Consider the following 25,171-nt stretch of genomic DNA (forward strand, 5'->3'; position numbering starts at 1 on the left):
CGCAACGACATCGGCATGCCGAGTGAGGTAGGTCCACGGTGAGCAACGAGGACGAGAAGTACGTCGAGTACCTGAAGCGTACGACCTCGGAGCTGCGGCGTACCCGGCGGCGGCTGCGCGAGCTGGAGACCCGGGACTCCGAGCCCATCGCCATCGTCGCGATGAGCTGCCGCTACCCGGGCGGGGTCGACAGTCCCGAGGCGCTGTGGCAGCTCGTGCACGACGGCGGCGACGGGATCGGGCCGTTCCCCGCCGACCGGGGCTGGGACCTGGAGAACCTCTTCCACCCCGACCCCGACCACCCGGGCACCAGCTACGTGCGCGAGGGCGGCTTCGTCTACGCCGCCGCCGACTTCGACGCCGACCTGTTCGGCATCTCGCCCCGCGAGGCAGTCGCCATGGACCCGCAGCAGCGGCTGCTGCTGGAGACCTCCTGGGAGGCGTTCGAGCGGGCCGGGCTGCCGCTGCCGGCCGTACGGGGCAGCCGTACCGGCGTCTTCGTCGGGGCGTCCTCGCACGGCTACGACGGCATGATGGCGCAGGCCGAGAACGGCGAGGGGCACCTGCTCACCGGCAACGCCACAAGCGTCATCTCCGGCCGCGTCGCGTACACCCTCGGGCTGGAGGGGCCGGCGGTCACCGTCGACACCGCCTGCTCGTCCTCGCTGGTCGCCGTCCACCTGGCCGCCCAGGCACTGCGCAACGGCGACTGCGAGCTGGCCCTGGCCGGCGGCGTGACGGTGATGCCCACGCCGGCGGTCTTCGTCGGCTTCAGCCGGCAGCGCGGCCTCGCCGCCGACGGCCGGTGCAAGGCGTTCGCCGCCGGCGCGGACGGCACCTCCTGGTCCGAGGGCATCGGCATGCTGCTGCTCACCCGGCTCTCCGACGCGCAGCGGCACGGCTACCCGGTGCTCGCCGTGGTGCGGGGCAGCGCCGTCAACCAGGACGGCGCGTCCAACGGGCTCAGCGCCCCGCACGGCCCGTCCCAGGTCCGCGTGATCCGCCAGGCCCTCGCCAACGCCCGGCTCACGCCCGAGCAGGTGGACGTGGTCGAGGCGCACGGCACCGGCACCCGGCTCGGCGACCCGATCGAGGCGCAGGCCCTGCTCAGCACGTACGGGCAGGACCGGGACGAGGCCGCGCCGCTGCTGCTCGGGTCGGTCAAGTCGAACATCGGGCACACCCAGGCCGCCGCCGGTGTCGCCGGCGTGATCAAGATGGTGATGGCGATGCGGCACGGCGTCGTGCCGCCGACCCTGCACGTCGACGAGCCGTCCCCGCACATCGACTGGACCGCCGGGGCGGTCACCCTCACCACCGCCGCCACGCCGTGGCCGGCCGTGGACCGGCCGCGCCGGGCCGCCGTGTCGTCGTTCGGCGTCTCCGGCACCAACGCGCACACCATCATCGAGCAGGCCCCGGTCGAGGCCGAGGTCGAGGTCGAGGCCGAGCCGACCGCGCCGCAGGCCCGCGCGGTGGCCCCCGTGCTGCTCTCCGCCCGCTCCGACGCCGCGCTCGCCGCGCAGGCCGGCCGCTGGGCCGCCCGCTTCGCCGCCGACGACACCCTGCGCCCGCTCGACGTGGCCTTCTCGTCGGTCACCTCCCGCTCCACCCTGGACCGGCGCGCCGTGCTGTCGGCGACCGACCGCGACGACCTCCTGGCCGGGCTGCGCGCCCTCGCCGCCGGGGAACCGGCCGGCACCGTCGTGCTCGGCGCCGGGTCGCCGCGCGGCCAGCTCGCGGTGCTCTTCTCCGGCCAGGGCGCGCAGCGCGCCGGCATGGGCCGGGAGCTGTACGCCGAGTTCCCCGTCTTCGCCGCCGCCCTCGACGAGGTGTGCGGGTACCTGGACCGGGCCCTGCCGCGCCCGCTGCGCGAGGTGCTCTTCGCCGCCGAGGGCTCGGCCGACGCCGAGCTGCTGGACCGGACCGTGTTCACGCAGGCCGGCCTGTTCGCCGTCGAGGTGGCGCTGTTCCGCCTCGTCGAGTCGTTCGGCATCGCCCCCGACCTGGTCGCCGGCCACTCGATCGGCGAGGTCACGGCCGCGCACGTGGCCGGGGTGCTGTCGCTGGAGCACGCCTGCGCGCTGGTGGCGGCGCGGGGCCGACTGATGCAGGCGCTGCCCACCGGCGGCGGGATGCTCGCCGTCGCGGCCACCGAGGCCGACGTCCTCGCCACGCTCGACGGCCTGGCCGACGTGGGGATCGCGGCGGTCAACGGGCCGACGTCGGTCGTGGTCTCCGGTGCCGTCGAGGCCCTGGACGAGGTGGAGCGGCTCTGGAAGGACCGGGGCGTACGCACGCGCCGGCTCACGGTCAGCCACGCGTTCCACAGCCCGCTGATGGAGCCGATGCTCGCCAGGTTCCGCGCGGTGCTCGACAAGCTCACCTTCGCCGCGCCGGCGCTGCCGGTGGTGTCGAACGTGACCGGGGCGCTCGCCGACGCCGACGAGATCCGCACCGCCGACTACTGGGTGCGCCACGTGCGGGAGGCCGTCCGCTTCGCCGACGGAATCACCGCGCTGCGCGCCGCCGGGGCGGACACGTTCCTGGAGGTCGGGCCGCGCAGCGTACTGACCGCGATGGTCGGCGACGCCCTGCCGGACGGGGACGGCGTGCTCGCCGTGCCGGCGCAGCGCGGGGACCGGCCCGAGGCCCACGGGCTGCTGGCCGGGCTGGCCGAGCTGCACGTGCGCGGGGTGGCCGTGGACTGGCAGCCGTGGTTCGCCGACACCGGCGCGCGGCGGGTGGACCTGCCCACGTACGCGTTCCAGCACCAGCGCTACTGGCCCGAGATCGGCGGCACCGCCGGAGCGACCGCGCCGACCGACACGGCCGAGGGGGACTTCTGGGCGGCCGTGGAGCGCGGCGACCTGACCGGGGTCGCCGCCCACCTGGCCGTGCAGGACGACCCCGCGGCGGTCGAGGCCCTCGCCCCGGCCGTACCGGTGCTCTCGTCGTGGCGACGGGCCCGGCAGCGCGACGCCGTGGTGGACGGCTGGGCGTACCGGGTCGAGTGGGAGCCCGTCCGCCCCGCCGCCGCGCCGGCGCTGACCGGCCGCTGGCTGGTCGTCACCGCCGACGCCGACGACGCCGGGGTGGCCGGCACGTTGACCGGCGCCGGCGCCCACGTCGACACCCTCACCGTCGCCCCGGGCGCCGACCGCGCCGAGCTGACCGGGCTGCTGCGCGGCCACGGCGACCAGGGCTGGGCCGGGGTGCTCTGCGTGCTGCCCGCGACCGACCGGGCGCTGCCGGACGCCCCGGCCGTCTCCGTCGGCGCCGCGCTGCTGCTCACCCTCACCCAGGCGCTCGCCGACGCCGGCCTGCCCGGCCGGCTCTGGTGCCTCACCCGGGGCGCCGTCCGCGTCGGCGGCGAGACCGTCGCCGACCCGTGGCCCGCCCTGGCCTGGGGCCTGGGCCGGGTCGTCGCCCTCGAACAGCCGGACCGCTGGGGCGGCCTGGTCGACCTGCCCGCCCGTGTCGACCGGACCGCCGCCGACGCGCTGCTCGCCGTCCTCGCCGACGCCGGGCACGACCAGGTGGCGATCCGCCCGCAGGGCATCCTCGGCCGGCGGCTGGTGCCGGCCGCGCCGCCCGCCGGTGCGGGTTGGCGGCCCGCCGGGACGGTGCTGGTGACCGGTGGTACGGGTGCCCTGGGTCGGCACGTGGCGCGCTGGTTGCTGGCCAACGGGGCCGCCGAGGTGGTGCTGGCCTCGCGGCGGGGTCCGGCGGCGCCGGGCGCGGCCGAGCTGGTGGCCGAGTTGGGTGCGGTGCGGGTGGTGGCGTGCGACGTCACCGACCGGGCGGCGGTCGACGCCCTCGTGGCGGACCTGCCCGGGCTGACCGCCGTCGTGCACACCGCCGGCGTGGTCGACGACGGCGTCCTCGACGGGCTCGACCTGGGCCGGATGCAGGCCGTCCTCGACGGCAAGGTCCGCGCCGCCCGCGTGCTGCACGAGGCCACCGCCGACCGGAACCTCGACGCGTTCGTGCTCTTCTCCTCCCTCGCCGGGGTCATCGGCAGCGCCGGACAGGGCAACTACGCGGCGGCCAACGCCTACCTCGACGCGTTCGCGGCCTGGCGCCGCGACCAGGGCCTGCCCGCCACCGCCATCGCCTGGGGCGCCTGGGCCGAGGACGGCATGGCCGCGGCGCTGACCGCCCGGCTCGCCCGGGGCGGCGTCGACGCGCTCCCCGCCGCCGAGGCCGTCACCGCCCTCGGCCGGCTGGTCAACACCGCCGAGCCGGCCGTCACCGTCGCCGACGTCGACTGGGGACGCCTCGCCGCCTCCTGGGGCCGGCCGACGCCACTGATCGCCGCCCTGCCCGGCGTGCCCGCCGTGCCCACCGGCCCCGCCCGCGCCGTGGTGGTCGGCCGGTCCCTGCCGCAGCTCGCCGACCTCGTGCGCACCCAGGCCGCCGTCGTGCTCGGCTACCCGGCCGGCCAGCCGCTGCCCGAGCGCACCTTCCGCGACCTCGGCTTCGACTCGCTCACCGCCGTCGAGCTGCGCAACCGGCTCACCGCCGAGACCGGCATGACCCTGCCCGCCACGCTGGTCTTCGACCACCCCACGGTCGCCGAACTCGCCGCGCACCTGCACGGCCTCACCGCCGGGCACACCACCGGCGAGGTGGTCGCCGACGGCACCGGCCGCGACCGCGAGCCGATCGCCATCGTCGCGATGAGCTGCCGCTTCCCCGGCGGCGTCACCTCGCCCGAGCAGCTCTGGGACCTGCTGGCCACCGGCACCGACGCGCTGAGCCTGATGCCCGGCGAACGCGGCTGGAACCTCGCCGAGCTGTACCACCCCGACCCCGAGCACCTCGGCACCAGCTACGTCCGCGAGGGCGGCTTCGTCGCCGGGGCCGGCGAGTTCGACCCGGCGTTCTTCGGCATCAGCCCCCGCGAGGCCCTCGCCATGGACCCGCAGCAGCGGCTGCTGCTGGAGGCCACCTGGGAGGCGTTCGAGCGGGCCCGGATCGACCCGACCGCCCTGCGCGGCAGCCGCACCGGCGTGTACGTCGGCACCAACGGCCAGGACTACGGCTCGCTGCTGATGGCCGCCGGGGACGTCGACGAGAACTACCTCGCCACCGGCACCTCCGCCAGCGTCATCTCCGGCCGGCTGGCGTACACCTTCGGGCTGCACGGCCCGGCGGTCACCGTCGACACCGCCTGCTCGTCGTCGCTGGTCGCGATGCACCTGGCCGCGCAGGCCCTCCGCACGGGCGAGTGCGACCTCGCCCTGGCCGGCGGCGCCACCGTGATGGCCACCCCCGGCATCTTCGTCGGCTTCTCCCGCCAGCGCGGCCTCGCCGCCGACGGCCGGTGCAAGCCGTTCGCCGGGGCCGCCGACGGCACCGGCTGGGGCGAGGGCGTCGGCCTGCTGGTGCTCCAGCGCCTCTCCGACGCCCGCCGCGACGGCAACCCGGTCCTCGCCGTGCTGCGCGGCAGCGCCGTCAACCAGGACGGTGCCTCCAACGGCCTCACCGCCCCCAACGGCCCCGCCCAGCAGCGGGTGATCCGCCAGGCCCTCGCCAACGCCGGACTCACCGCCGACCAGGTGGACGCCGTCGAGGCGCACGGCACCGGCACCACCCTCGGCGACCCGATCGAGGCGCAGGCGCTCATCGCCACCTACGGGCAGGACCGTCCCGCCGACCGGCCGCTCTGGCTCGGCTCGATCAAGTCGAACATCGGGCACACCCAGGCCGCCGCCGGTGTGGCCGGGGTGATGAAGATGGTCCTGGCGATGCGGCACGGGGTGCTGCCGCCCACCCTGCACGTGGACGAGCCCACCCCGCACGTCGACTGGAGCGCCGGCAGCGTCGAGCTGCTCACCTCCGCCCGCCCGTGGGAGCCGGCCGACGGCGTACGCCGCGCCGCCGTCTCCTCGTTCGGCATCAGCGGCACCAACGTGCACACCATCCTCGAACAGGCCCCCGCCGACGAGCCGGAGCCCGAGCCGGCGGCCGACGCGCCGACCGGGGAGCTGCCCTGGGTGCTCTCCGGGCGCACCGTCGACGCCCTCACCGCCCGCACCCGGGACCTGCTCGACCACCTCGACACCGTCGACGACGACGTGCTCGCCGACGTCGGCTGGTCGCTGGCCGCCACCCGCGCGTCCCACGACCACCGGGCCGTCGTCTTCGCCGCCGACCGCGACGAACTGGCCGCGTCCCTCGACGCGCTCGCCGCCGGCCGGCCCACCCCGCAGACCGTCACCCGCGCCCCCGGCACGCCGGGCGAGGTCGCCTTCGTCTTCCCGGGCCAGGGCTCCCAGTGGGTCGGCATGGCCGCCGAACTGCTCGACACCGCCCCGGTCTTCGCGGAGAAGTTCGCCGCCTGCGCCGAGGCGCTGCGCCCGTACGTCGACTGGTCGCCGACCGACGTGGTGCGTGGCGCGCCCGACGCCCCGTCGCTGGAGCGCGTCGACGTCGTGCAGCCCACCCTGTTCGCGGTCAGCGTCTCGCTCGCCGCGCTCTGGGAGTCGTACGGGGTGCGCCCCTCCGCCGTCGTCGGCCACTCGCAGGGCGAGATCGCCGCCGCGCACGTCGCCGGCGGCCTCACCCTGGACGACGCGGCGGCCGTGGTGGCCCTGCGCAGCCGGATCATCGCCGGCATCGCCGGGGACGGCGGCATGGTCTCGGTCGCCACCACCGCCGACGAGGCCACCGCGACGATCACCCGCTGGGCCGGCCGGGTCGCCCTGGCCGCCGTCAACGGACCCACCTCCGTCGTGGTCTCCGGCGACAGCGCCGCCCTCGACGAGCTGGTCGCCCACTACGAGTCCCGCGAGGTGCGGGTGCGCCGCGTCCCCGTGGACTACGCCTCCCACTCCGCCCACGTCGAGCAGCTGCGCGAGCAGCTCCTGGAACTGCTCGCCGGGCTGCGGCCCCGCACCGGCGAGGTCCGGTTCCGCTCCACCGTCGAGGGGGACTGGCTCGACACCGCCGCCCTCGACGCCGACTACTGGTACCGCAACCTGCGGCAGACCGTCCGCTTCGACGACGCGGTGCGCAGCCTCGTCGCCGCCGGCTACCAGACCTTCGTCGAGGTCAGCGCCCACCCGGTGCTGACCATGGCCGTGCAGGAGAGCGTCGAGCTGGCCGCCGCCGACCCGGACGCGGTCACCGTCACCGGCAGCCTGCGCCGGGGCGAGGGCGGCCTCGGCCGCTTCCTGCGCGCCCTGGCCGAGGTCTGGGCCGGGGGTACGGCGGTGGACTGGCGGCCCGCCTTCACCGGCCTCGCCGGCCGCCGCCTCGACCTGCCCACGTACCCGTTCCAGCGGCAGCTCTACTGGCCGCAGCCGTCCGCCGCGCCCGCCCCGGCCGCCGGCGTCGCCGGCCCGGTGCAGGACGACGAGGTCGACGCCCGGTTCTGGGCGGCCGTCGAGGCGGAGGACCTGACCGCGCTCACCGCCGAACTCGCCGCCGCGACCGAGTCGGAGCCCGTGCCGGACGCCGCGTTCGCGGACGTGCTGCCGGTCCTCGCCGCCTGGCGTCGCCGGCACCGCGACCAGGCCACCGTGGACTCCTGGCGGTACCGGGACAGCTGGACACCCGTCGCCGGCGACGCCGCCGGCGCGCCCGCCGTCACCGGCACCTGGTGGCTGCTCACCGGCCCCGACGACACCGGCGCTGCCGAGGCCGCCTTCTGCGCCGAGGCGTTGCGGCGGCACGGCGGCACCGTCGTACCGCTGGCGCTGGACGCCGACCGCACGGACCGCGCGGCGCTCGCCGCCCGGCTGCGCGACCTCGCCGACGGCGGCACGCCCGCCGGGATCCTGTCGCTGCTGCCGCTCGACGAGACACCCGCCCCGGCGCACCCGTCGGTGCCGGTCGGCTTCGCCGGCACCGTGACCCTGGTGCAGGCGCTCGGCGACGCCGGCGTCCGCGCGCCGCTGTGGTGCCTCACCCGGGGTGCCGTCGCCACCGGCCCGGCCGACCCGCTGCCGCACCCGCTCCAGCAGCTCACCTGGGGCTTCGGCCGGGTCGCCGCACTCGAGCACCCGGACCGCTGGGGCGGCCTCGTCGACCTTCCCGACGAGCTCGACGACGCGGCCGGCCGCCGGCTGGTCCGCGTCCTCGCCGGCACCGACGGGGAGGACCAGGTCGCGCTGCGGTGGGCCGGCGCCTTCGGCCGGCGACTGCTGCACGCCCCGCTCGGCGACGCCCCCGCCCCGCGCACCTGGCGGCCCTCCGGCACCGCCCTGGTCACCGGCGGCACCGGCGCGCTCGGCGGACACATGGCCCGCTGGCTCGCCGCCAACGGCGCGGCGCACCTGGTGCTGGTCAGCCGGCGCGGCCGGCAGGCCGAGGGCATCGCCGACCTCGAGGCCGAGCTGGTCGGACTGGGCGCCCGGGTCACCGTCGCCGCCTGCGACGCCGCCGACCGGTCGGCGCTCGCCGCCGTCCTCGCCGACCTGCCGCCCGAGCACCCGCTGACCACCGTCGTGCACACCGCCGCCGTGCTCGACGACTCGGTGATCAACTCGCTGACCCTGGAGCAGGTCGACTACGCGCTCAGCGCGAAGGTCACCACCGCGCTGAACCTGCACGAGCTGACCCGCGAGCTGGACCTCGACGCGTTCATCCTGTTCTCCTCGATGGCCGGCACCGTCGGCAGCTCCGGCGTGGGCAACTACGCCCCCGGCAACGCGTTCCTCAACGCCCTCGCCGAGCACCGGCGGGCCCTCGGCCTGCCCGCCACCTCCATCGGCTGGGGCGCCTGGGGCGGCGGCGGCATGGCCGACGGCGAGTTCGGCCAGATGCTGCACCGCCACGGCGCACCCGAGATGCCCCCGCGCCTCGCCGTCGCGGCCCTGCACCAGGCCGTGGAGCACGACGAGACCTTCCTGACCATCTCGAACATCGCCTGGGACCGGTTCTTCGTCGCGTTCACCGCCACCCGGCCCGGTCCGCTGATCTCGGAGATCCCCGAGGCGCAGCGGTTGCAGGCCACCAAGGGCCTCGCCGAGGCGAAGGAGACCGACGAGGCCGGCCCCGCCGGCGCGTTCACCCGGATGAGCGCCGCCGAGCGCCAGCAGGCGCTGCTCGACCTGGTCCGCGACCAGGCGGCCATGGTCCTCAAGTACGCCGACGGCCAGGCCGTCGACCCGCACCACGCGTTCCGGGACCTCGGCTTCGACTCGGTGACGGCGGTGGAGCTGCGGAACCGGCTCGCCACCGCCACCTCGCTGCGGCTGCCGGTGACCCTGGTCTTCGACTACCCGTCGCCGACCGCGCTCGCCCGGCACCTGCACGAGGAGTTGGGCGGCGAGGCCGCCGTGGCCGTCGAGGCCGCCCCGGTGACGCTCGGCGACGACGAGCCGGTGGCCATCGTCGCCATGTCCTGCCGCTTCCCCGGCGGGGCGCACGACCCGGAGCGGTTCTGGCAGATGCTGCACGCCGGCCGTGACGCCGTGTCCGACCTACCCGGCGATCGGGGTTGGGACGTCGAGCGGCTCTACGACCCCGACCCCTATTCCACCGGCACCTCCTACGTCCGCAGCGGCGCCTTCCTCTACGAGGCGGCGGAGTTTGATGCCGGTTTCTTCGGGATTTCCCCCCGCGAGGCGTTGGCGATGGATCCGCAGCAGCGGTTGCTGCTGGAGGTTTCGTGGGAGGCGGTCGAGCGGGCAGGGGTTGAGCCTGGGGTCCTTCGGGGTTCGCGAACAGGGGTGTTCGTGGGCACGAATGGTCAGGACTATGGGGCCCTGCTGATGGTGGCGGGGGACGAGGTGGAGGGCTTCGCGGGCACGGGCAACGCCGCGAGTGTGGTGTCGGGTCGGGTGGCGTACGCGTTGGGGTTGGAGGGGCCGGCGGTGTCGGTGGACACGGCGTGTTCGTCGTCGTTGGTGGCGTTGCACCTGGCGGTGCAGTCGCTGCGGCGCGGCGAGTGCGACCTCGCCCTCGCCGGCGGCGTGACCGTGATGTCGACCCCCGGGCTGTTCGTGGAGTTCTCCCGGCAGCGTGGCCTGGCCGCCGACGGCCGGTGCAAGGCGTTCGCCGCGGGCGCCGACGGCACCGGCTGGGGCGAGGGCGTGGGCATGCTGCTCGTGGAGCGGCTGTCGGACGCCCGGCGCAACGGCCACGAGGTGCTGGCGATCGTGCGGGGCAGTGCCGTCAACCAGGACGGTGCCTCCAACGGTCTGACCGCCCCGAACGGCCCCTCCCAGCAGCGGGTGATCCGGCAGGCCCTCGCGTCGGCGCGGCTCTCCACGGCCGACGTGGACGTGGTCGAGGCGCACGGCACGGGCACGACGCTGGGCGACCCGATCGAGGCGCAGGCGTTGTTGGCGACGTACGGGCAGGAGCGCGACGCGCCGCTGCTGCTGGGGTCGGTCAAGTCGAACATCGGCCACACCCAGGCCGCCGCCGGCGTCGCCGGCGTGATCAAGATGGTGCTGGCGATGCGCGAGGGCGTGGTCCCCGCAACGCTGCACGTGGACGAGCCGTCCCCGCACATCGACTGGAACTCCGGCGCCGTCGAGTTGGCGATCGAGTCGCGGCCGTGGCCGGCCGTGGACCGGCCTCGTCGGTCGGCGGTGTCCTCGTTCGGCATCTCCGGCACGAACGCCCACGTCATCATCGAACTGCCGGAGGACCTCCCCGCCGAGAGCGCGGAGCCCGACGGCGAGGCCGCCGAGGGTCGCAGCCCGGGGCTCGTGGCCTCCGACGTCGTCGTCTGGACGGTGTCGGGGCGGTCGAAGGGCGCGCTGGCCGGTCAGGCCGCCCGCCTGGCCCAGCACGTCCGCGCGCACGCCGACCTCGACGCGGCGGCGGTGGGCTGGTCCCTCGCCGCCACCCGGTCTACGTTCGACCAGCGGGCCGCCGTCGTCGGGGCCACCGTGGCCGAGCTGCTGGCGGGGCTCGACGCCCTGTCCACCGGCGCGCCGGCGGGGAACCTCGTCACGGGTACGGCCTCCGGAACCGGTGCGGTGTTCGTGTTCCCGGGTCAGGGTGCGCAGTCGGCGCGGATGGCGGCCGGTCTGGTGGGTCGTACGCCGGTGTTCGACGCGAAGTTGGCCGAGTGCCAGCGGGCCCTCGCCCCGTATCTCGATGTCGATCTCGTGTCGGTGCTCACCGGTGACGACGAGTCGTGGCTGGCGCGGGTCGAGGTCGTGCAGCCGGTGCTGTGGGCCGTGGGTATGGCCCTCGCCGCCGTGTGGCAGCACGCCGGTGTGGTTCCGGCTGCGGTGGTCGGTCACTCGCAGGGCGAGATCGGTGCCGCGTGCGTGGCCGGGATTCTCTCCCTGGAGGACGCGGCGAAGGCCGTGGCGCTGCGCTCCCGGGCGCTGACGGTCCTGCGGGGCACCGGCACCATGGCCTCGGTCGACCTCTCCGCCGAGGCGGTGGCCGAGCGGCTGCCGGCGTTCCCGGGTGTGGGTGTGGCGGCGGTGAACGGTCCGTCCACGGTCGTGGTGTCGGGTCCGCCGCAGCCGGTTGCCGACCTGGTCGAGTCCTGCCAGGCCGAAGGTGTGCGGGCCCGGTTGATCCCGGTGGACTACGCGTCGCATTCGGCGGCGGTGCAGGCGGTCGCCGAGCAACTGCGCGCAGACCTCGCCGACGTGACCCCGCAGGCCGGCCACACCCGGCTGGTGTCGACGCTGACGGGGGACTGGGTGGACCCGGCGTCGATGACCGCGGACTACTGGTACGACAACCTGCGGCAGACCGTCCAGTTCGAGGCCGCCGTGCGGGTGGCCGTCGAGGCGGGTCACACGACGTTCGTGGAGATCAGCCCGCATCCGGTGCTGACGATGCCGGTCACGGCCATTCTCGACGACGCTGGCGCGAGCGGGCACACGCTGGGCAGCCTGCGTCGCGGTGACGACGACGCGACGCGGCTGCTGACGAACCTCGCCACCGCCCACACGATCGGCCTGCCGGTCGACCTGGGCACGGTCCTCGCCGGGACCGACGTCGTGGCGCTGCCCACGTACGCCTTCGACCGCAGCCGCTTCTGGCCGACCGCGGTGACCGGGCAGGGCGACACCGAGGAGACCCCGAGCGGCGTCGACTCCGCGTTCTGGGCGGCCGTGGAACGCGAGGACCTGGCCGCGCTCGCGGAACTCACCGAGCAGGAGGCGGCGGAGTCCCTGGAACGGCTGGGCGCCGCCCTGCCGGTGCTCGCCTCCTGGCGGCGGCAGCAGCGCAACCGGTCCAGCCTCGACGACCTGCGGTACCGCAGCGTCTGGCAGCCGTACACCGGGACGCCGGTCAGCTTCCTGCCCGGCGCCTGGTGGGTCGTCGCCGACGAGCGGCACCCGGAGGAGGGCGAGGCCGCGGTGGTCGAGCTGACCCGCCGGGGCGCCGACGTCCGACTGGTGCTGGTGCCGGAGAACCTGACCGACCGGGCCGCCCTCACCGCGCACCTGAGCGGTGCCGTCCGCACCCCCGACGGCGTACCGGCTCCGGTGGACGGGGTGCTGTCGCTGCTCGCCCTCGCCGACGGCGCGGTCGACGACACCCAGCCGGTGCCGCCCTTCCTCGCCCGCTCGCTGGCGCTGATCCAGACGCTCGGGGACCTCGACGTCGCCGCGCCGCTGTGGTGCGTCACCCGGGGCGCCGCCGGCACCACCCGCAGCGGCGCGCCCGGCCGGCCGGAGCAGTCGCTGCTCTGGGGCCTCGGCCGGGTCGTGGCCCTCGAACACCCCGAGCGGTGGGGCGGCCTGGTCGACGTGCCGGCCACCCTGGACGACCACGGCTGGGACCTGCTCTGCGCCGCGCTCGCCGGCCTCGACGGCGAGGACCAGCTCGCGGTCGACGGCGCCACCATCCTCGTCCGCCGGCTGGTGCGGGCGCCCGGCGGTGAGGCGGCCACCGACGAGGCCGGCTACCCGGGCACGACCCTGGTCACCGGCGGCACCGGCGCGCTCGGCGCGGAGGTGGCCCGCTGGCTGGCCGCCCGGGGCGCCGAGCACCTGATGCTGGTGAGCCGCCGCGGCGCGGACGCCCCCGGCGTCGCCGAACTCGTCCGCGAGCTGACCGGGGCGGGCACCCGGGTGACCGTCGCGGCCTGCGACGTGGCCGACCGGGCGGCGCTGGCGAAGCTGCTCGACGAGGTACCCGCCGACGCGCCGCTGACCAGCGTGGTGCACGCGGCCGGCGTCCTGGAGGACGGGGTGCTCGACGGGCTCACCGCCGACCGCCTCGCCACCGTCCTGCGGCCCAAGGTGCTCGGCGCCCTGCACCTGCACGAGCTGACCGTCGGGCGGGAACTGCGCGCGTTCGTGCTGTTCTCCGCGCTGGCCGGTCAGCTCGGCGCCGCCGGTCAGGGCAGCTACGCCGCGGCCAACGCCTACCTCGACGCCCTCGCCGAGCAGCGGCACCGGCAGGGCCTGCCGGCCACGTCGGTCGCCTGGGGCCCCTGGGCGGCCGGCGGGATGGCCGCCACCGATCAGGCCGTGGAGGAGCGCCGCCGCCGCACCGGCGTGGCCCGCCTCGACACGGAAGCCGCGCTCACGGCGCTCGCGCAGTGCGTCGCGCGGGGCGAGCCGGCGACGATGGTGGCCGGCATCGACTGGGCCCGCTACGTGCCCGGGTTCGTGGCCGTGCGGCCCAGCCCGCTCATCGCGGGCGTGGCCGAGGCGCGCCGGGCCGTCGCCGAGCGGGCCGAGGACACCGGCGTCTCCGCGGAGTCCCTGGCCGCCCTGCTCGCCGGGCAGACCGACGCCGAACGACGCAAGACCCTGCTGGAGCTGGTACGCGGGCAGGCCGCCGCGGTGCTCGGCCACGCCTCGATGGACGCCGTCGAGCCGGACCGGGCGTTCCGGGAACTCGGCTTCGACTCGCTGACCGCCGTGGAGCTGCGCAACCGGCTCACCGCGGCGACCGGCGTCCGGCTGCCCGCCACGGTCGTCTTCGACTACCCGACCGCCGCCGGGCTGGCCGAGTACGTGCGGGCCGCGATCGTCGACGGCGGCGTGGTCGGGGTCGCACCGGTCTTCGGTGAGCTGGACAGGTTGGAAGCGGCGCTCTCCGGCTCGGCGCCGGACCGCAGCGCCAGAATTCGGATCACCGAGCGGCTGCGGGCGCTGCTGGCCTCCCTCAACGAGGCCGACGCGCCGGCGGACGGCGACACCGTCGCCGAGAAGCTCCAGGACGCGACGCCGGACGAGGTCTTCGACTTCATCGACCGCGAGCTGGGGATGTCCTGACGTGATCGCTGCTGCGACGACGGGTCAACACAAGGAGTGCGCGGTCCATGGCTGACGAGGCGAAGCTTCTCGACTACCTCAAGCGGGTCACCGCTGACCTGCACCAGGTGCGCCAGCGCCTGCGCGAGGTGGAGGCCGGTGAACAGGAACCGGTCGCCATCGTCTCCATGAGCTGCCGCTTCCCCGGCGGGGTGCGGTCGCCCGAGGACCTGTGGGAGGTCGTCGCGTCCGGCCGGGACGTGGTCTCCGACTTCCCGGAGGACCGCGGCTGGGACCTCGGGTCGCTCTACGACAGCGACCCCGAGCAGAGCGGCACCTCGTACACGCGGCAGGGCGGCTTCGTCCACGACCTGGCCGACTTCGACCCGGGCTTCTTCGCGATCTCCCCCCGGGAGGCGCTGGCGATGGACCCGCAGCAGCGCTGGCTGCTGGAGACCTCGTGGGAGGCCCTGGAGCGGGCCGGCATCGACCCGCACTCGCTGCGCGGCAGCCGCACCGGTGTCTTCGCCGGCAGCACCGGCCAGGACTACGGCACCGTGCTGATGGGTGCCGCGCAGGGCCTCGAAGGGCACCTGATGACCGGCAACGCCGGCAGCGTGGTCTCCGGCCGGATCGCCTACACCTTCGGGCTGGAGGGGCCGGCGGTCACCATCGACACCGCCTGCTCGTCGTCCCTGGTCGCCCTGCACCTGGCGGGGCAGGCGCTGCGGCAGCGGGAGTGCACCCTGGCCATCGTCGCCGGGGTCACCGCCATGTGCACCCCGGCCGCCTTCGTCGAGTTCTCCCGGCAGCGCGGTCTCGCCGCCGACGGCCGGTGCAAGGCGTTCGCCGCCGCCGCCGACGGGACCGGCTGGTCCGAGGGCGTCGGCGTCCTGGTGCTGGAGCGGCTGTCGGACGCGCAGCGCAACGGCCACCCGATCCTCGCCGTGGTGCGGGGCAGCGCGGTGAACCAGGACGGCGCCTCCAACGGCCTGAGTGCCCCGAACGGGCCGTCGCAGCAGCGGGTGATCCAGCAGGCCCTGGCCAACGCCGGTCTCGCCGCCGGCGGCGTGGACGTGGTGGAGGCGCACGGCACCGGCACCCGGCTCGGCGACCCCATCGAGGCGCAGGCGCTGCTCGCCACGTACGGGCAGGACCGGGGGGACTCGGCGCCGCTGCTGCTCGGGTCGGTCAAGTCGAACATCGGTCACGCCCAGGCCGCCGCCGGGGTCGCCGGTGTGATCAAGATGGTCATGGCGATGCGGCACGGCGTCGTGCCGCCCACCCTGCACGTGGACGAGCCGACGCCCGAGGTCGACTGGTCGGCCGGCGAGGTGTCGCTGGTGACCGAGGCGACGCCGTGGCCGGCGGTGGGCCGCCCGCGCCGCTCGGCGGTCTCCTCGTTCGGGGTGTCCGGCACCAACGCGCACACCATCCTGGAGCAGGCCCCGGCGCCCCAGCAGTCCCCGTCGGCCGCCGCCGCGCCTGTGGTCGAGCGGCCGGTCGTGCCGGTGCCGGTGTCGGCCCGGGACGCGGCCGGCCTCGCCGCGCAGGCGGGCCGCTGGGCGGCCCGGATCGCCGCCGACGAGATCCTGCGGCCCCTGGACGTGGCGTTCTCGTCGGTCACCTCCCGCTCCACCCTGGACCACCGGGCCGTGGTCTCCGCGACCGGCCGCGACGACCTGCTGGCCGGGCTGCGCGCCCTCGCCGCCGGGGAGCCGTCGGGCGCCGTCGTCACGGGCCAGGCCGGCGGCCGGGGAACGTTGGCGGTGCTCTTCTCCGGCCAGGGCGCGCAGCGCGCCGGCATGGGTCGGGAGTTGTACGCCGAGTTCCCGGTCTTCGCGACCGCGCTGGACGAGGTGTGCGTGCAGCTCGACCCGCTGCTGCCGCGCCCGCTGAAGGACGTGCTGTTCGCTCCGGAGGGTTCCGCCGAGGCGGAGCTGCTGGACCAGACCGTGTTCACCCAGGCCGGCCTGTTCGCGGTCGAGGTGGCGCTGTTCCGGCTCGTCGGCTCGTTCGGGATCACACCGGACTTCGTGGGCGGCCACTCGATCGGCGAGGTCGCGGCCGCGCACGTGGCCGGGGTGCTGTCCCTGGCGGACGCGGCGGCGCTGGTGGCGGCGCGGGGCCGGTTGATGCAGGCGCTGCCGGCCGGCGGCGGGATGCTGGCCGTCGCGGCGGCCGAGGCCGATGTGCTCGCCACGCTCGACGGGCTCGCCGACGTGGGGATCGCGGCCGTGAACGGGCCGACGTCGGTGGTCGTCTCCGGCGCCGTCGAGGCTCTCGACGAGGTGGAGCGGCTCTGGAAGGACCGGGGGGCGCGCACGCGCCGGCTCACGGTCAGCCACGCGTTCCACAGTCCGCTGATGGAGCCGATGCTCGACGGGTTCCGGGCCGTCCTCGACGGGCTGGAGTTCTCCGCGCCGGCGTTGCCGATCGTGTCGAACGTGACCGGCGCGCTCGCCGACGCCGACGAGATCCGCACCGCCGACTACTGGGTGCGCCACGTCCGGCAGGCCGTCCGCTTCGCCGACGGGGTCACCGCGCTGCGCGCCGCCGGGGCGGACACGTTCCTGGAGGTCGGGCCGCAGAGCGTACTGACCGCGATGGCGGCGGACATCCTGCCCGGCGACGACGGCGTGCTGGCCGTCGCCGTGCAGCGCAAGGACCGGCCCGCCGTGCACGGGCTGCTGGCCGGGCTGGCCGAGCTGCACGCGCACGGGGTGGCCGTCGACTGGCAGCCGTGGTTCGCCGACACCGGCGCCCGGCGGGTGGACCTGCCCACGTACGCGTTCCAGCACCAGCGCTACTGGCCTGAGGCGGGTGCCGGGTGGACCGGCGACGTCACCGCGTTCGGCCTGCGGCCCGCGCAACACCCCCTGCTCGGGGCCGCCGTCGGCGTCGCGCACGCCGAGGGCTTCCTGTTCACCGGGCGGCTGGCCCGGCGTACCCACCCGTGGATCTCCGACCACGTCGTCTTCGACACCGTGCTGCTGCCCGGCACCGGCTTCGTCGAACTCGCCCTCCAGGCCGGCGCGCACGTCGGCGCCGACCACGTCCGCGAGCTCACCCTGGAGTCGCCGCTGATCCTGCCGGAGACCGGGGGCGTCGACATCCAGCTCTGGATCGGCCCGGCGGACGAGACCGGCTGCCGGTCCGTGTCGCTGCACTCCGCCCAGGACGGCGAGCCGGACGAGGGCGAGCGGGCCTGGACCCGCAACGCCAGCGGCGTGCTGGCCAGCGGCCCGGCCGTGCCGAGCGGCCCCGCCGGCTGGTCCGACCTGACCACCTGGCCCCCGCCGGGCGCGACCGAGGTCGGCACCGACGACCTCTACCTGAACCTCGCCGCCCAGGGCTACGACTACGGCCCGTCGTTCATCGCCCTGCGCTCCGCCTGGCGGCGCGGCGACGAGCTCTTCGCCGAGCTGGCGCTGCCCGAGGCCCCCGCGGCGGAGGCCGGCGGGTACGGCCTGCACCCGGCCCTGCTCGACGCGGCGCTGCACACCCTCGGCCTGACCACGCCGGCCGGGGAGCCGTCCGGGGCGGACATGCCGCCGGGGTACGGCCGGCTGCCGTTCTCCTGGAACGACGTCGCCCTGCACGGCGCCGGGGCCGCGGCGGCCCGCGTCCGGGTCTCGCACACCGGCCCCGACAGCATCTCGCTGCTGCTCACCGACGTCACCGGGGCGCCCGTCATCTCCGTCGGCTCCCTGGTCCTGCGGCCGGTCTCCGCCGACCAGCTCCGCACCGCCGGGGGCGGTGGCGCCGAGTCGCTGTTCCGGGTGGAGTGGGCCCCGCTCGCGCTGCCCGCCGGCCCGTCCACCGTCGACTGGGCGGTCATCGGCGACGCGGCGGCGCTCACCGACGCGGTCGCCGCCACCGGCACGACCGTGGCGGCGTACGCCGACCTGTCCGCCCTGGCCACGGCGATGGACGACGGGACGGGCGCACCCGGCGTGCTGCTCGTGCCGTTCCTCGACCCGCCCGCGTCGGCGGACGTGCCCGGGGCCGTCGCCGAGGTGACCCACCGGGCGCTCGCCGTGCTCCAGCAGTTCCTCGCCGAGGAGCGCTACGCGGACTCCCGGCTGGTGGTGCTGACCTCGGGCGCGGTCGCCACCGAATGGGACACCGACCTGACCGACCTGGCCGGCGCCGCCGTGATCGGCCTGCTCCGCTCCGCCCAGTCGGAGAACCCCGACCGGTTCGTGCTGGTCGACGTCGACGACATCGCCGGCTGCGCCGCCGCGCTCGTCCCGGCCGTCGCCACCGACGAGCCGCAGGTCGTGATCCGCGCGGGCGTCGCCGCCGGCGCCCGGCTCACCCGGGTCCCCGCCCCGACCGAGCCGCCGGCCGCCCCGTTCGACGGGGACGGCACCGTCCTGATCACCGGCGCCACCGGCACCCTCGGCCAGCTGATGAGCCGGCACCTGGTGGGCACATACGGCGTCCGGCACCTGATCCTCACCAGCCGGCGCGGCCGCGCCGCCGGGGGCGTCGCGGAGCTCTGCGCCGAGTTGGAGGCGCTCGGCGTGAGCGTCACCGTTGCCGCCTGCGACGTCGCCGACCGTAGCGCCGTGGCCGAACTGCTGGCCGGCATCCCGGCGGAGCACCCGCTCACCGCCGTCATCCACGCCGCCGGCGTCCGCGACGACGGCGTCATCTCCTCGCTCACCCCGGAGCGGATGGACGGCGTGCTGCGGCCCAAGGTCGACGCCGCCTGGCACCTGCACGAGCTGACCGCTGACCTCGACCTGAAGGCGTTCGTCTCGTACTCCTCGCTCGCCGCCACCGCCGGCGGCCCGGGCCAGGGCAACTACGCCGCCGCCAACGCGTTCCTCGACGGGCTGGCCCAGCACCGCAAGGCGCGCGGCCTCGCCGCCCTCACCCTCGCCTGGGGCCTCTGGGCCGACCGCAGCGGCATGACCACCGAGCTGGACGACGTCCACCTCAACCGGATCTCCCGCTCCGGCGTCGCCGCCATGGAGGCCGAGGAGGGGCTCGCCCTCTTCGACGCGGCCTGCCGCACCACCGACGCCGCGCTCGTCCCGGCCCGGCTGGACCTCGCCGCGATGAAGGTGCAGTTCGCCGGCGGGAGCATCCCGCCGCTGTACCGGGCGCTGATCCGCATGCCCGCCCGCGCCGCCGCGGCCACCACCGGCGCTTCGCTCGTGCAGCAGCTCGCCGGGCTCGGCGACGCCGAGCGGGCCGCCGCGCTGGTCGAGATCGTCCGGGGCCAGGCCGCCGCCGTGCTCGGCTACCCCGACCCGGCGGCCATCGAGCCGCGCCGGGCGTTCAGCGAGTTCGGCTTCGACTCGCTCACCGCCGTCGAGATGCGCAACCGGCTCAACAACGCCTTCGGGATGCGGCTGCCGGCCACGCTCGTCTTCGACTACCCGACCCCGCACGACCTGGCGGGCTTCCTGGGTACGGAGATCGCCGGCACCCCGGTCCCCGTGCGACCCACGACGACCGCCGTGCCGGTCGGCGACGACGAGCCCCTGGCGATCATTGGCATGGCCTGCCGGCTGCCCGGCGGCGTGTGGTCGCCCGACGACCTGTGGCGGCTGGTGGTCGACGGCGTCGACGCGATCAGCGACCTGCCGACCGACCGGGGCTGGGACCTCGACAGCCTCTACAGCCCCGACCCGGACGCCCCCGGCACCTTCTACGCCCGGGGCGGCGGCTTCCTCAGCGGCGTCGACCGCTTCGACCCCGGCTTCTTCGGCATCTCGCCCCGCGAGGCCCTGGCCATGGACCCGCAGCAGCGGCTGCTGCTGGAGACCACCTGGGAGTCCTTCGAGTCCGCCGGCATCGACCCGGCCGACGTACGGGGCAGCAGCACCGGCGTCTTCGTCGGCACCAGCGGCCAGGACTACGGCTCGCTGCTCGCGTACTCGCCGGAGGCCGCCGAGGGCTACATGCTGACCGGGATGACCAGCAGCGTCATCTCCGGGCGGGTGGCGTACACGTTCGGGCTGGAAGGGCCGGCGGTGTCGCTGGACACCGCCTGCTCGTCCTCCCTCGTCGCGCTGCACTGGGCCGGTCAGGCGCTGCGGCGCGGCGAGTGCGACATGGCCCTCGCCGGCGGCGTCATGGTGATGGCCACCCCGACCGCGTTCGTCGAGTTCTCCCGGCAGCGCGGCCTGGCCGCCGACGGCCGGTGCAAGTCCTTCGCCGCGTCCGCCGACGGCACCGGTTGGTCCGAGGGCGTCGGCATGCTGCTCGTGCAGCGGCTCTCCGACGCCCGCCGGCAGGGCCGCACCGTGTACGCGGTGGTGCGCGGCTCCGCGATCAACCAGGACGGCGCCTCCAACGGGCTGACCGCCCCGAACGGCCCCTCGCAGCAGCGGGTGATCCGCCAGGCCCTCGCGTCGGCCCGCCTGACGACCGCCGACGTGGACGTGGTCGAGGCGCACGGCACGGGCACCACCCTCGGCGACCCGATCGAGGCGCAGGCCCTGCTCGCCACGTACGGGCGGGAGCGGCCCGCCGACCGGCCGCTGCTGCTCGGCTCGATCAAGTCGAACATCGGCCACGCCCAGGCCGCCGCCGGTGTCGCCGGCGTGATCAAGATGGTGCAGGCCATCCGGCACGGCCTCGTCCCGGCGACGCTGCACGTGGACGAGCCGTCCCCGCACATCGACTGGACCTCCGGCGCGGTGGAGCTGGCGACGGAGTCGCGGCCGTGGCCGGCGGTGGACCGGCCGCGCCGGGCGGCGGTGTCCTCGTTCGGCATCTCCGGCACGAACGCCCACGTGATCATCGAGCAGGCCGACGAGCCGCAGGCCGTGGCCCCGGCCGAGCCCGGCCCCGGGCTCGTGACCTCCGACGCGGTGCTGTGGTCGCTGTCGGGGCGGTCGAAGGGCGCCCTGACCGGCCAGGCCGCCCGCCTGGCGGAGTACGTGCGCGAGCGCGGCGAGGTCGACGCGGCGGCGGTGGGCTGGTCCCTCGCCGCCACCCGGTCGGTGTTCGACCAGCGGGCCGCCGTCGTCGGGTCGAGCCTGGAGGAGCTGCTGGCGGGGCTGGACGCGCTGGTGTCGGGGGCGCCGGCCGGCAACGTCGTCGCCGGCACCGCCACGCCCCACGGGGCGGGTCCGGTGTTCGTGTTCCCGGGTCAGGGTGCGCAGTCGGCGCGGATGGCCGCCGGCCTCGTCGGTCGTACGCCGGTGTTCGACGCGCGGCTGGCGGAGTGCCAGCGGGCCCTGGCGCCGTACCTGGACGTGGACCTCGTGTCGGTGCTCACCGATGAGGACGAGTCGTGGTTGGCGCGGGTCGAGGTCGTGCAGCCGGTGCTGTGGGCTGTCGGCATGGCGCTCGCCGCCGTGTGGCAGCACGCCGGGGTCACCCCGGCGGCGGTGGTCGGTCACTCGCAGGGTGAGATCGGTGCCGCGTGCGTGGCCGGCATCCTCAGCATCGAGGACGCGGCGAAGGCCGTGGCGCTGCGCTCGCGGGCGCTGACGGTGCTGCGGGGCACGGGGACGATGGCGTCGGTGGACCTGTCGGCAGAGGCGGTGGCCGAGCGGCTGCCGGCGTTCCCGGGCGTCGGGGTGGCGGCGGTCAACGGCCCGTCCACCGTCGTGGTCTCCGGTCCGCCGCAACCGGTCGCAGACCTGGTCGAGTCCTGCCAGGCCGAAGGTGTGCGCGCCCGGTTGATCCCGGTGGACTACGCGTCGCACTCGGCGGCGGTGCAGGAGGTCGCCGAGCGGTTGCGCGCCGACCTGGCCGACGTGACCCCGCAGCCGGGCCACACCCGGCTGGTGTCGACGCTGACGGGGGACTGGGTGGACCCGGCGTCGATGACTGCCGGCTACTGGTACGACAACCTGCGGCAGACCGTCCAGTTCGACGCCGCCGTGCGCGTCGCCGTCGCCGCCGGGCACACCACGTTCGTCGAGATCTCCCCGCACCCGGTGCTGACGATGCCGGTCACGGCCATTCTCGATGACGCCGGCGCGAGCGGGCACACGCTGGGCAGCCTGCGGCGGGGTGACGACGACGCGACGCGGTTGCTGACGAACCTCGCCACCGCCCACACGATCGGCCTGCCCGTCGACCTGGGCACGGTCCTCGCCGGGACCGACGTCGTGGCGCTGCCCACGTACGCCTTCGACCACCAGCGGTACTGGGTCGAGCCGCCGCTGCACCGGGCGCAGGACGTCAGCTCCGCCGGCCTCCAGGACGCCGGGCACCCGCTGCTCAGCGCCACGCTGACCTTCCCCGACAGCGAGCGGATGGTCTTCACCGGGCGGCTGTCGGTGCGTACCCACCCGTGGCTCGGCGAGCACCGGGTGATGGACAACATCCTGCTGCCCGGCACCGCCTTCGTCGAGCTGGCCACGTACGCCGGTGAGCAGGCCGGCTGCCCGACGGTGGAGGAGCTGACCCTGCTCGCCCCGCTCGTCCTGCCCGAACTCGGCGCGCTCCAGGTGCAGCTCATGGTCGGCGACCGGGACGACGACGGGCGGCGTACCGTCCAGCTCTACTCCCGGCCCTACCGGGACGGCTCCGACGAGATCCTGGCCGACGTCGCCTGGACCTGCCACGCCACCGGTCTGCTCGGTCCGCAGCCGGGCGACGCCGCGCCCGCCTTCGACCTGGGGGTGTGGCCGCCGCCCGGCGCGACGCGCGTCGAGGCCGACGACTTCTACTCCGGCATCGAGGCGACCGTCTTCGGGTACGGCCCGGCGTTCCGTGGCCTGCGCGCCGCGTGGACCCGCGACGACGAGGTCTTCGCCGAGGTCGAACTGCCCGCCGACCACCACGCCGAGGCCGGCCGCTTCGGGGTGCACCCGGCGCTGCTGGACGGCGCGTTGCAGGCCATGTCGATCGGCGGCTTCCTCGGCCGGATGGGCGACGGCGCCGACGCCACCGTGCCCCGCCTGCCGTTCGCCTGGACCGGGGTGTCCCTGCTCGCCGCCGGGGCCACCGCCCTGCGCGTACGCGTCGCCGCCGCCGGCGAGGTCGGCGTCTCCTTCCAGGTGGCCGACGCCACCGGCGCCCCGGTGCTGCACGTCGACTCGCTGATCATGCGCCGGGTCTCCGGCGACTCGCTCGGCGCGGCCCGCTCCGGCCGGCACGAGTCGCTGTTCCAGGTGGACTGGCCGGCGCTGCCGGTGCCCACCGGACCCGTGCCGGCGGCCACCCGCTGGGTGGCGCTCGGCGACGACCTGGCGCTCAGCGCCGCCTGCGAGGCGGCCGGCGCCCGGGTGCGTACCGACGTCGGCCTCGACTCGCTGGGCGACCTGCTCGCCGGGGGTGAGCCGGCGCCCGAGGCGGTGATCGTGCCGATCGGCGACGCGGGGGACCCGACGGACCCGGCGCTGGCCGGGCAGGCGCGGGCCACCACGCACCGTACCCTCGCCGCGTTGCGGACCTGGCTCGCCGACGACCGGTTCGCCGAGTCCCGGCTGGTGCTGGTCACCCGCGACGCGGTCGCGGCGGGCGAGCAGCAGGTGGTCAACCTGCGCCAGGCCCCGGTCTGGGGTCTGCTGCGCACCGCCCAGCTCGAACACCCGGGCCGATGCCAGCTCGTCGACCTCGACGACACCCCGGACAGCGCCACCGCGCTGGCCGCCGCGATCGCCTCCGGCGAGCCGCAGCTCGCCGTGCGGGCCGGGCAGGTGCGCACGCCACGGCTCGGGCGGGTCCCGGCCGGCGTGGAGCCGCTGCCCGGCGGGATCGACCCGGACGGCACCGTGCTGATCACCGGCGGCACGGGCGTGCTGGGCCGCATCCTGGCCCGCCACCTCGCCACCACCCACGGCGTGCGGCACCTGCTGCTGGCCGGGCGACGCGGCGCGGCGGCCGAGGGGATCGACGACCTCGTCACCGAACTCGCCGGCGCCGGTACGGAGGTGACCGTCGCGGCCTGCGACGCCGCCGACCCCGACGCCCTGTCGGCGCTGCTGGCCGGGGTGCCCGCCGCGCACCCGCTCACCGCCGTGGTGCACGCCGCCGGTGTCCTCGACGACGGCGTGCTGGAGTCGATGACGCCCGAACGGGTGGACGCGGTCGCCGTGCCGAAGATCGACGCGGCGTGGCACCTGCACCGCCTAACGGCCGACGCGAACCTCGCGGCCTTCGTCCTCTTCTCCTCGGCGGCGGCCACCCTGGGCAGCGCCGGCCAGTCCAACTACGCCGCGTCGAACGCCTTCCTCGACGCCCTCGCGGCGCACCGCCGGGCCCGCGGGCTCGCCGGCATCTCGCTCGCGTGGGGCCTCTGGGAGCAGGCCAGCGGCATGACCGGCCACCTCGGCGACGACGACGTGCGGCGGATGGCCGAGCAGGGTGCTGCCGGCCTCGCCACCGAGCAGGCGCTGAACCTCTTCGACGCCGCCTGGCGGCTCGACGCGGCGGCCGTCGTGCCGATGCGCCTGGACGTCGGGACGCTGCGCGGGCAGGCCGAGGCCGGCACCCTCGCGCCGATGCTCCGGGCCCTGGTCCGGGTGCCGCTGCGGCGCTCCGTCGACGCCACCGGCGCCCGCTCCGGCGGGGTGCAGCTCAGCCAGCGGCTCGCCGGCCTGGCCGGCCCGGAGCGGCTCAAGGTGGTGCTCGACGTGGTACGGGCGAACATCGCCGCCGTCCTCGGCCACGCCGGCGCCGACGCCGTCGACCCGAACCGGCTCTTCACCGACCTGGGCTTCGACTCGCTCACCGCCGTCGACCTGCGCAACCGGCTCAACGGCCTGTCCGGGCTGCGGCTGCCGGCGACGCTGGTCTTCGACTACCCGACGCCGACCGCGCTCGCCGAGAAGCTGACCAGCGAGATCGCCGCCGACGCGGCGCCCTCCACGCAGCCCCTCTTCCAGGGCATCGACACGGTGGAGAGCCTGCTCAACGCCATCCCGCTCGACCCGGCGGCCCGGGCCCGCTTCACCGCCCGGATGCAGGACCTGCTCGCCAAGGCGTCCGACCTGGCGGCCGGGCCCGCCGCCGAACCGGACCGGCCCGACCTCGACTCGGCCAGCGACGACGAGATCTTCGACTTCATCAGCAAAGAGTTTGGAATCTCCTGAGATGACCAACCT

At 76.0% G+C, this 25,171-nt stretch carries 2 protein-coding genes; both read left to right on the forward strand.

The annotated features are described in order from the left end of the window. Positions 1–38: 38 nt before the first annotated feature. The gene (locus ACLQ20_RS08495) at positions 39–14,165 is read left to right on the forward strand and encodes a type I polyketide synthase (RefSeq protein WP_425854871.1); all 14,127 of its coding nucleotides are present in this window, start codon (positions 39–41) and stop codon (positions 14,163–14,165) included. Between the two features lie 47 nt (positions 14,166–14,212). Then, entirely contained in the window at positions 14,213–25,159 is a 10,947-nt protein-coding gene (locus tag ACLQ20_RS08500) for an SDR family NAD(P)-dependent oxidoreductase (protein WP_425854874.1), read from the forward strand. Positions 25,160–25,171: the final 12 nt, after the last annotated feature.

The sequence above is a fragment of the Micromonospora sp. DT46 genome, assembly GCF_049841735.1.
Classification (GTDB): domain Bacteria; phylum Actinomycetota; class Actinomycetes; order Mycobacteriales; family Micromonosporaceae; genus Micromonospora; species Micromonospora reichwaldensis.

What these genes read in the sequence shown, in the direction of transcription:
- ACLQ20_RS08500 (WP_425854874.1), top strand. Translation starts at nt 14,213, where the DNA reads ATGGCTGACGAGGCGAAGCTTCTCGACTACCTCAAGCGGGTCACCGCT.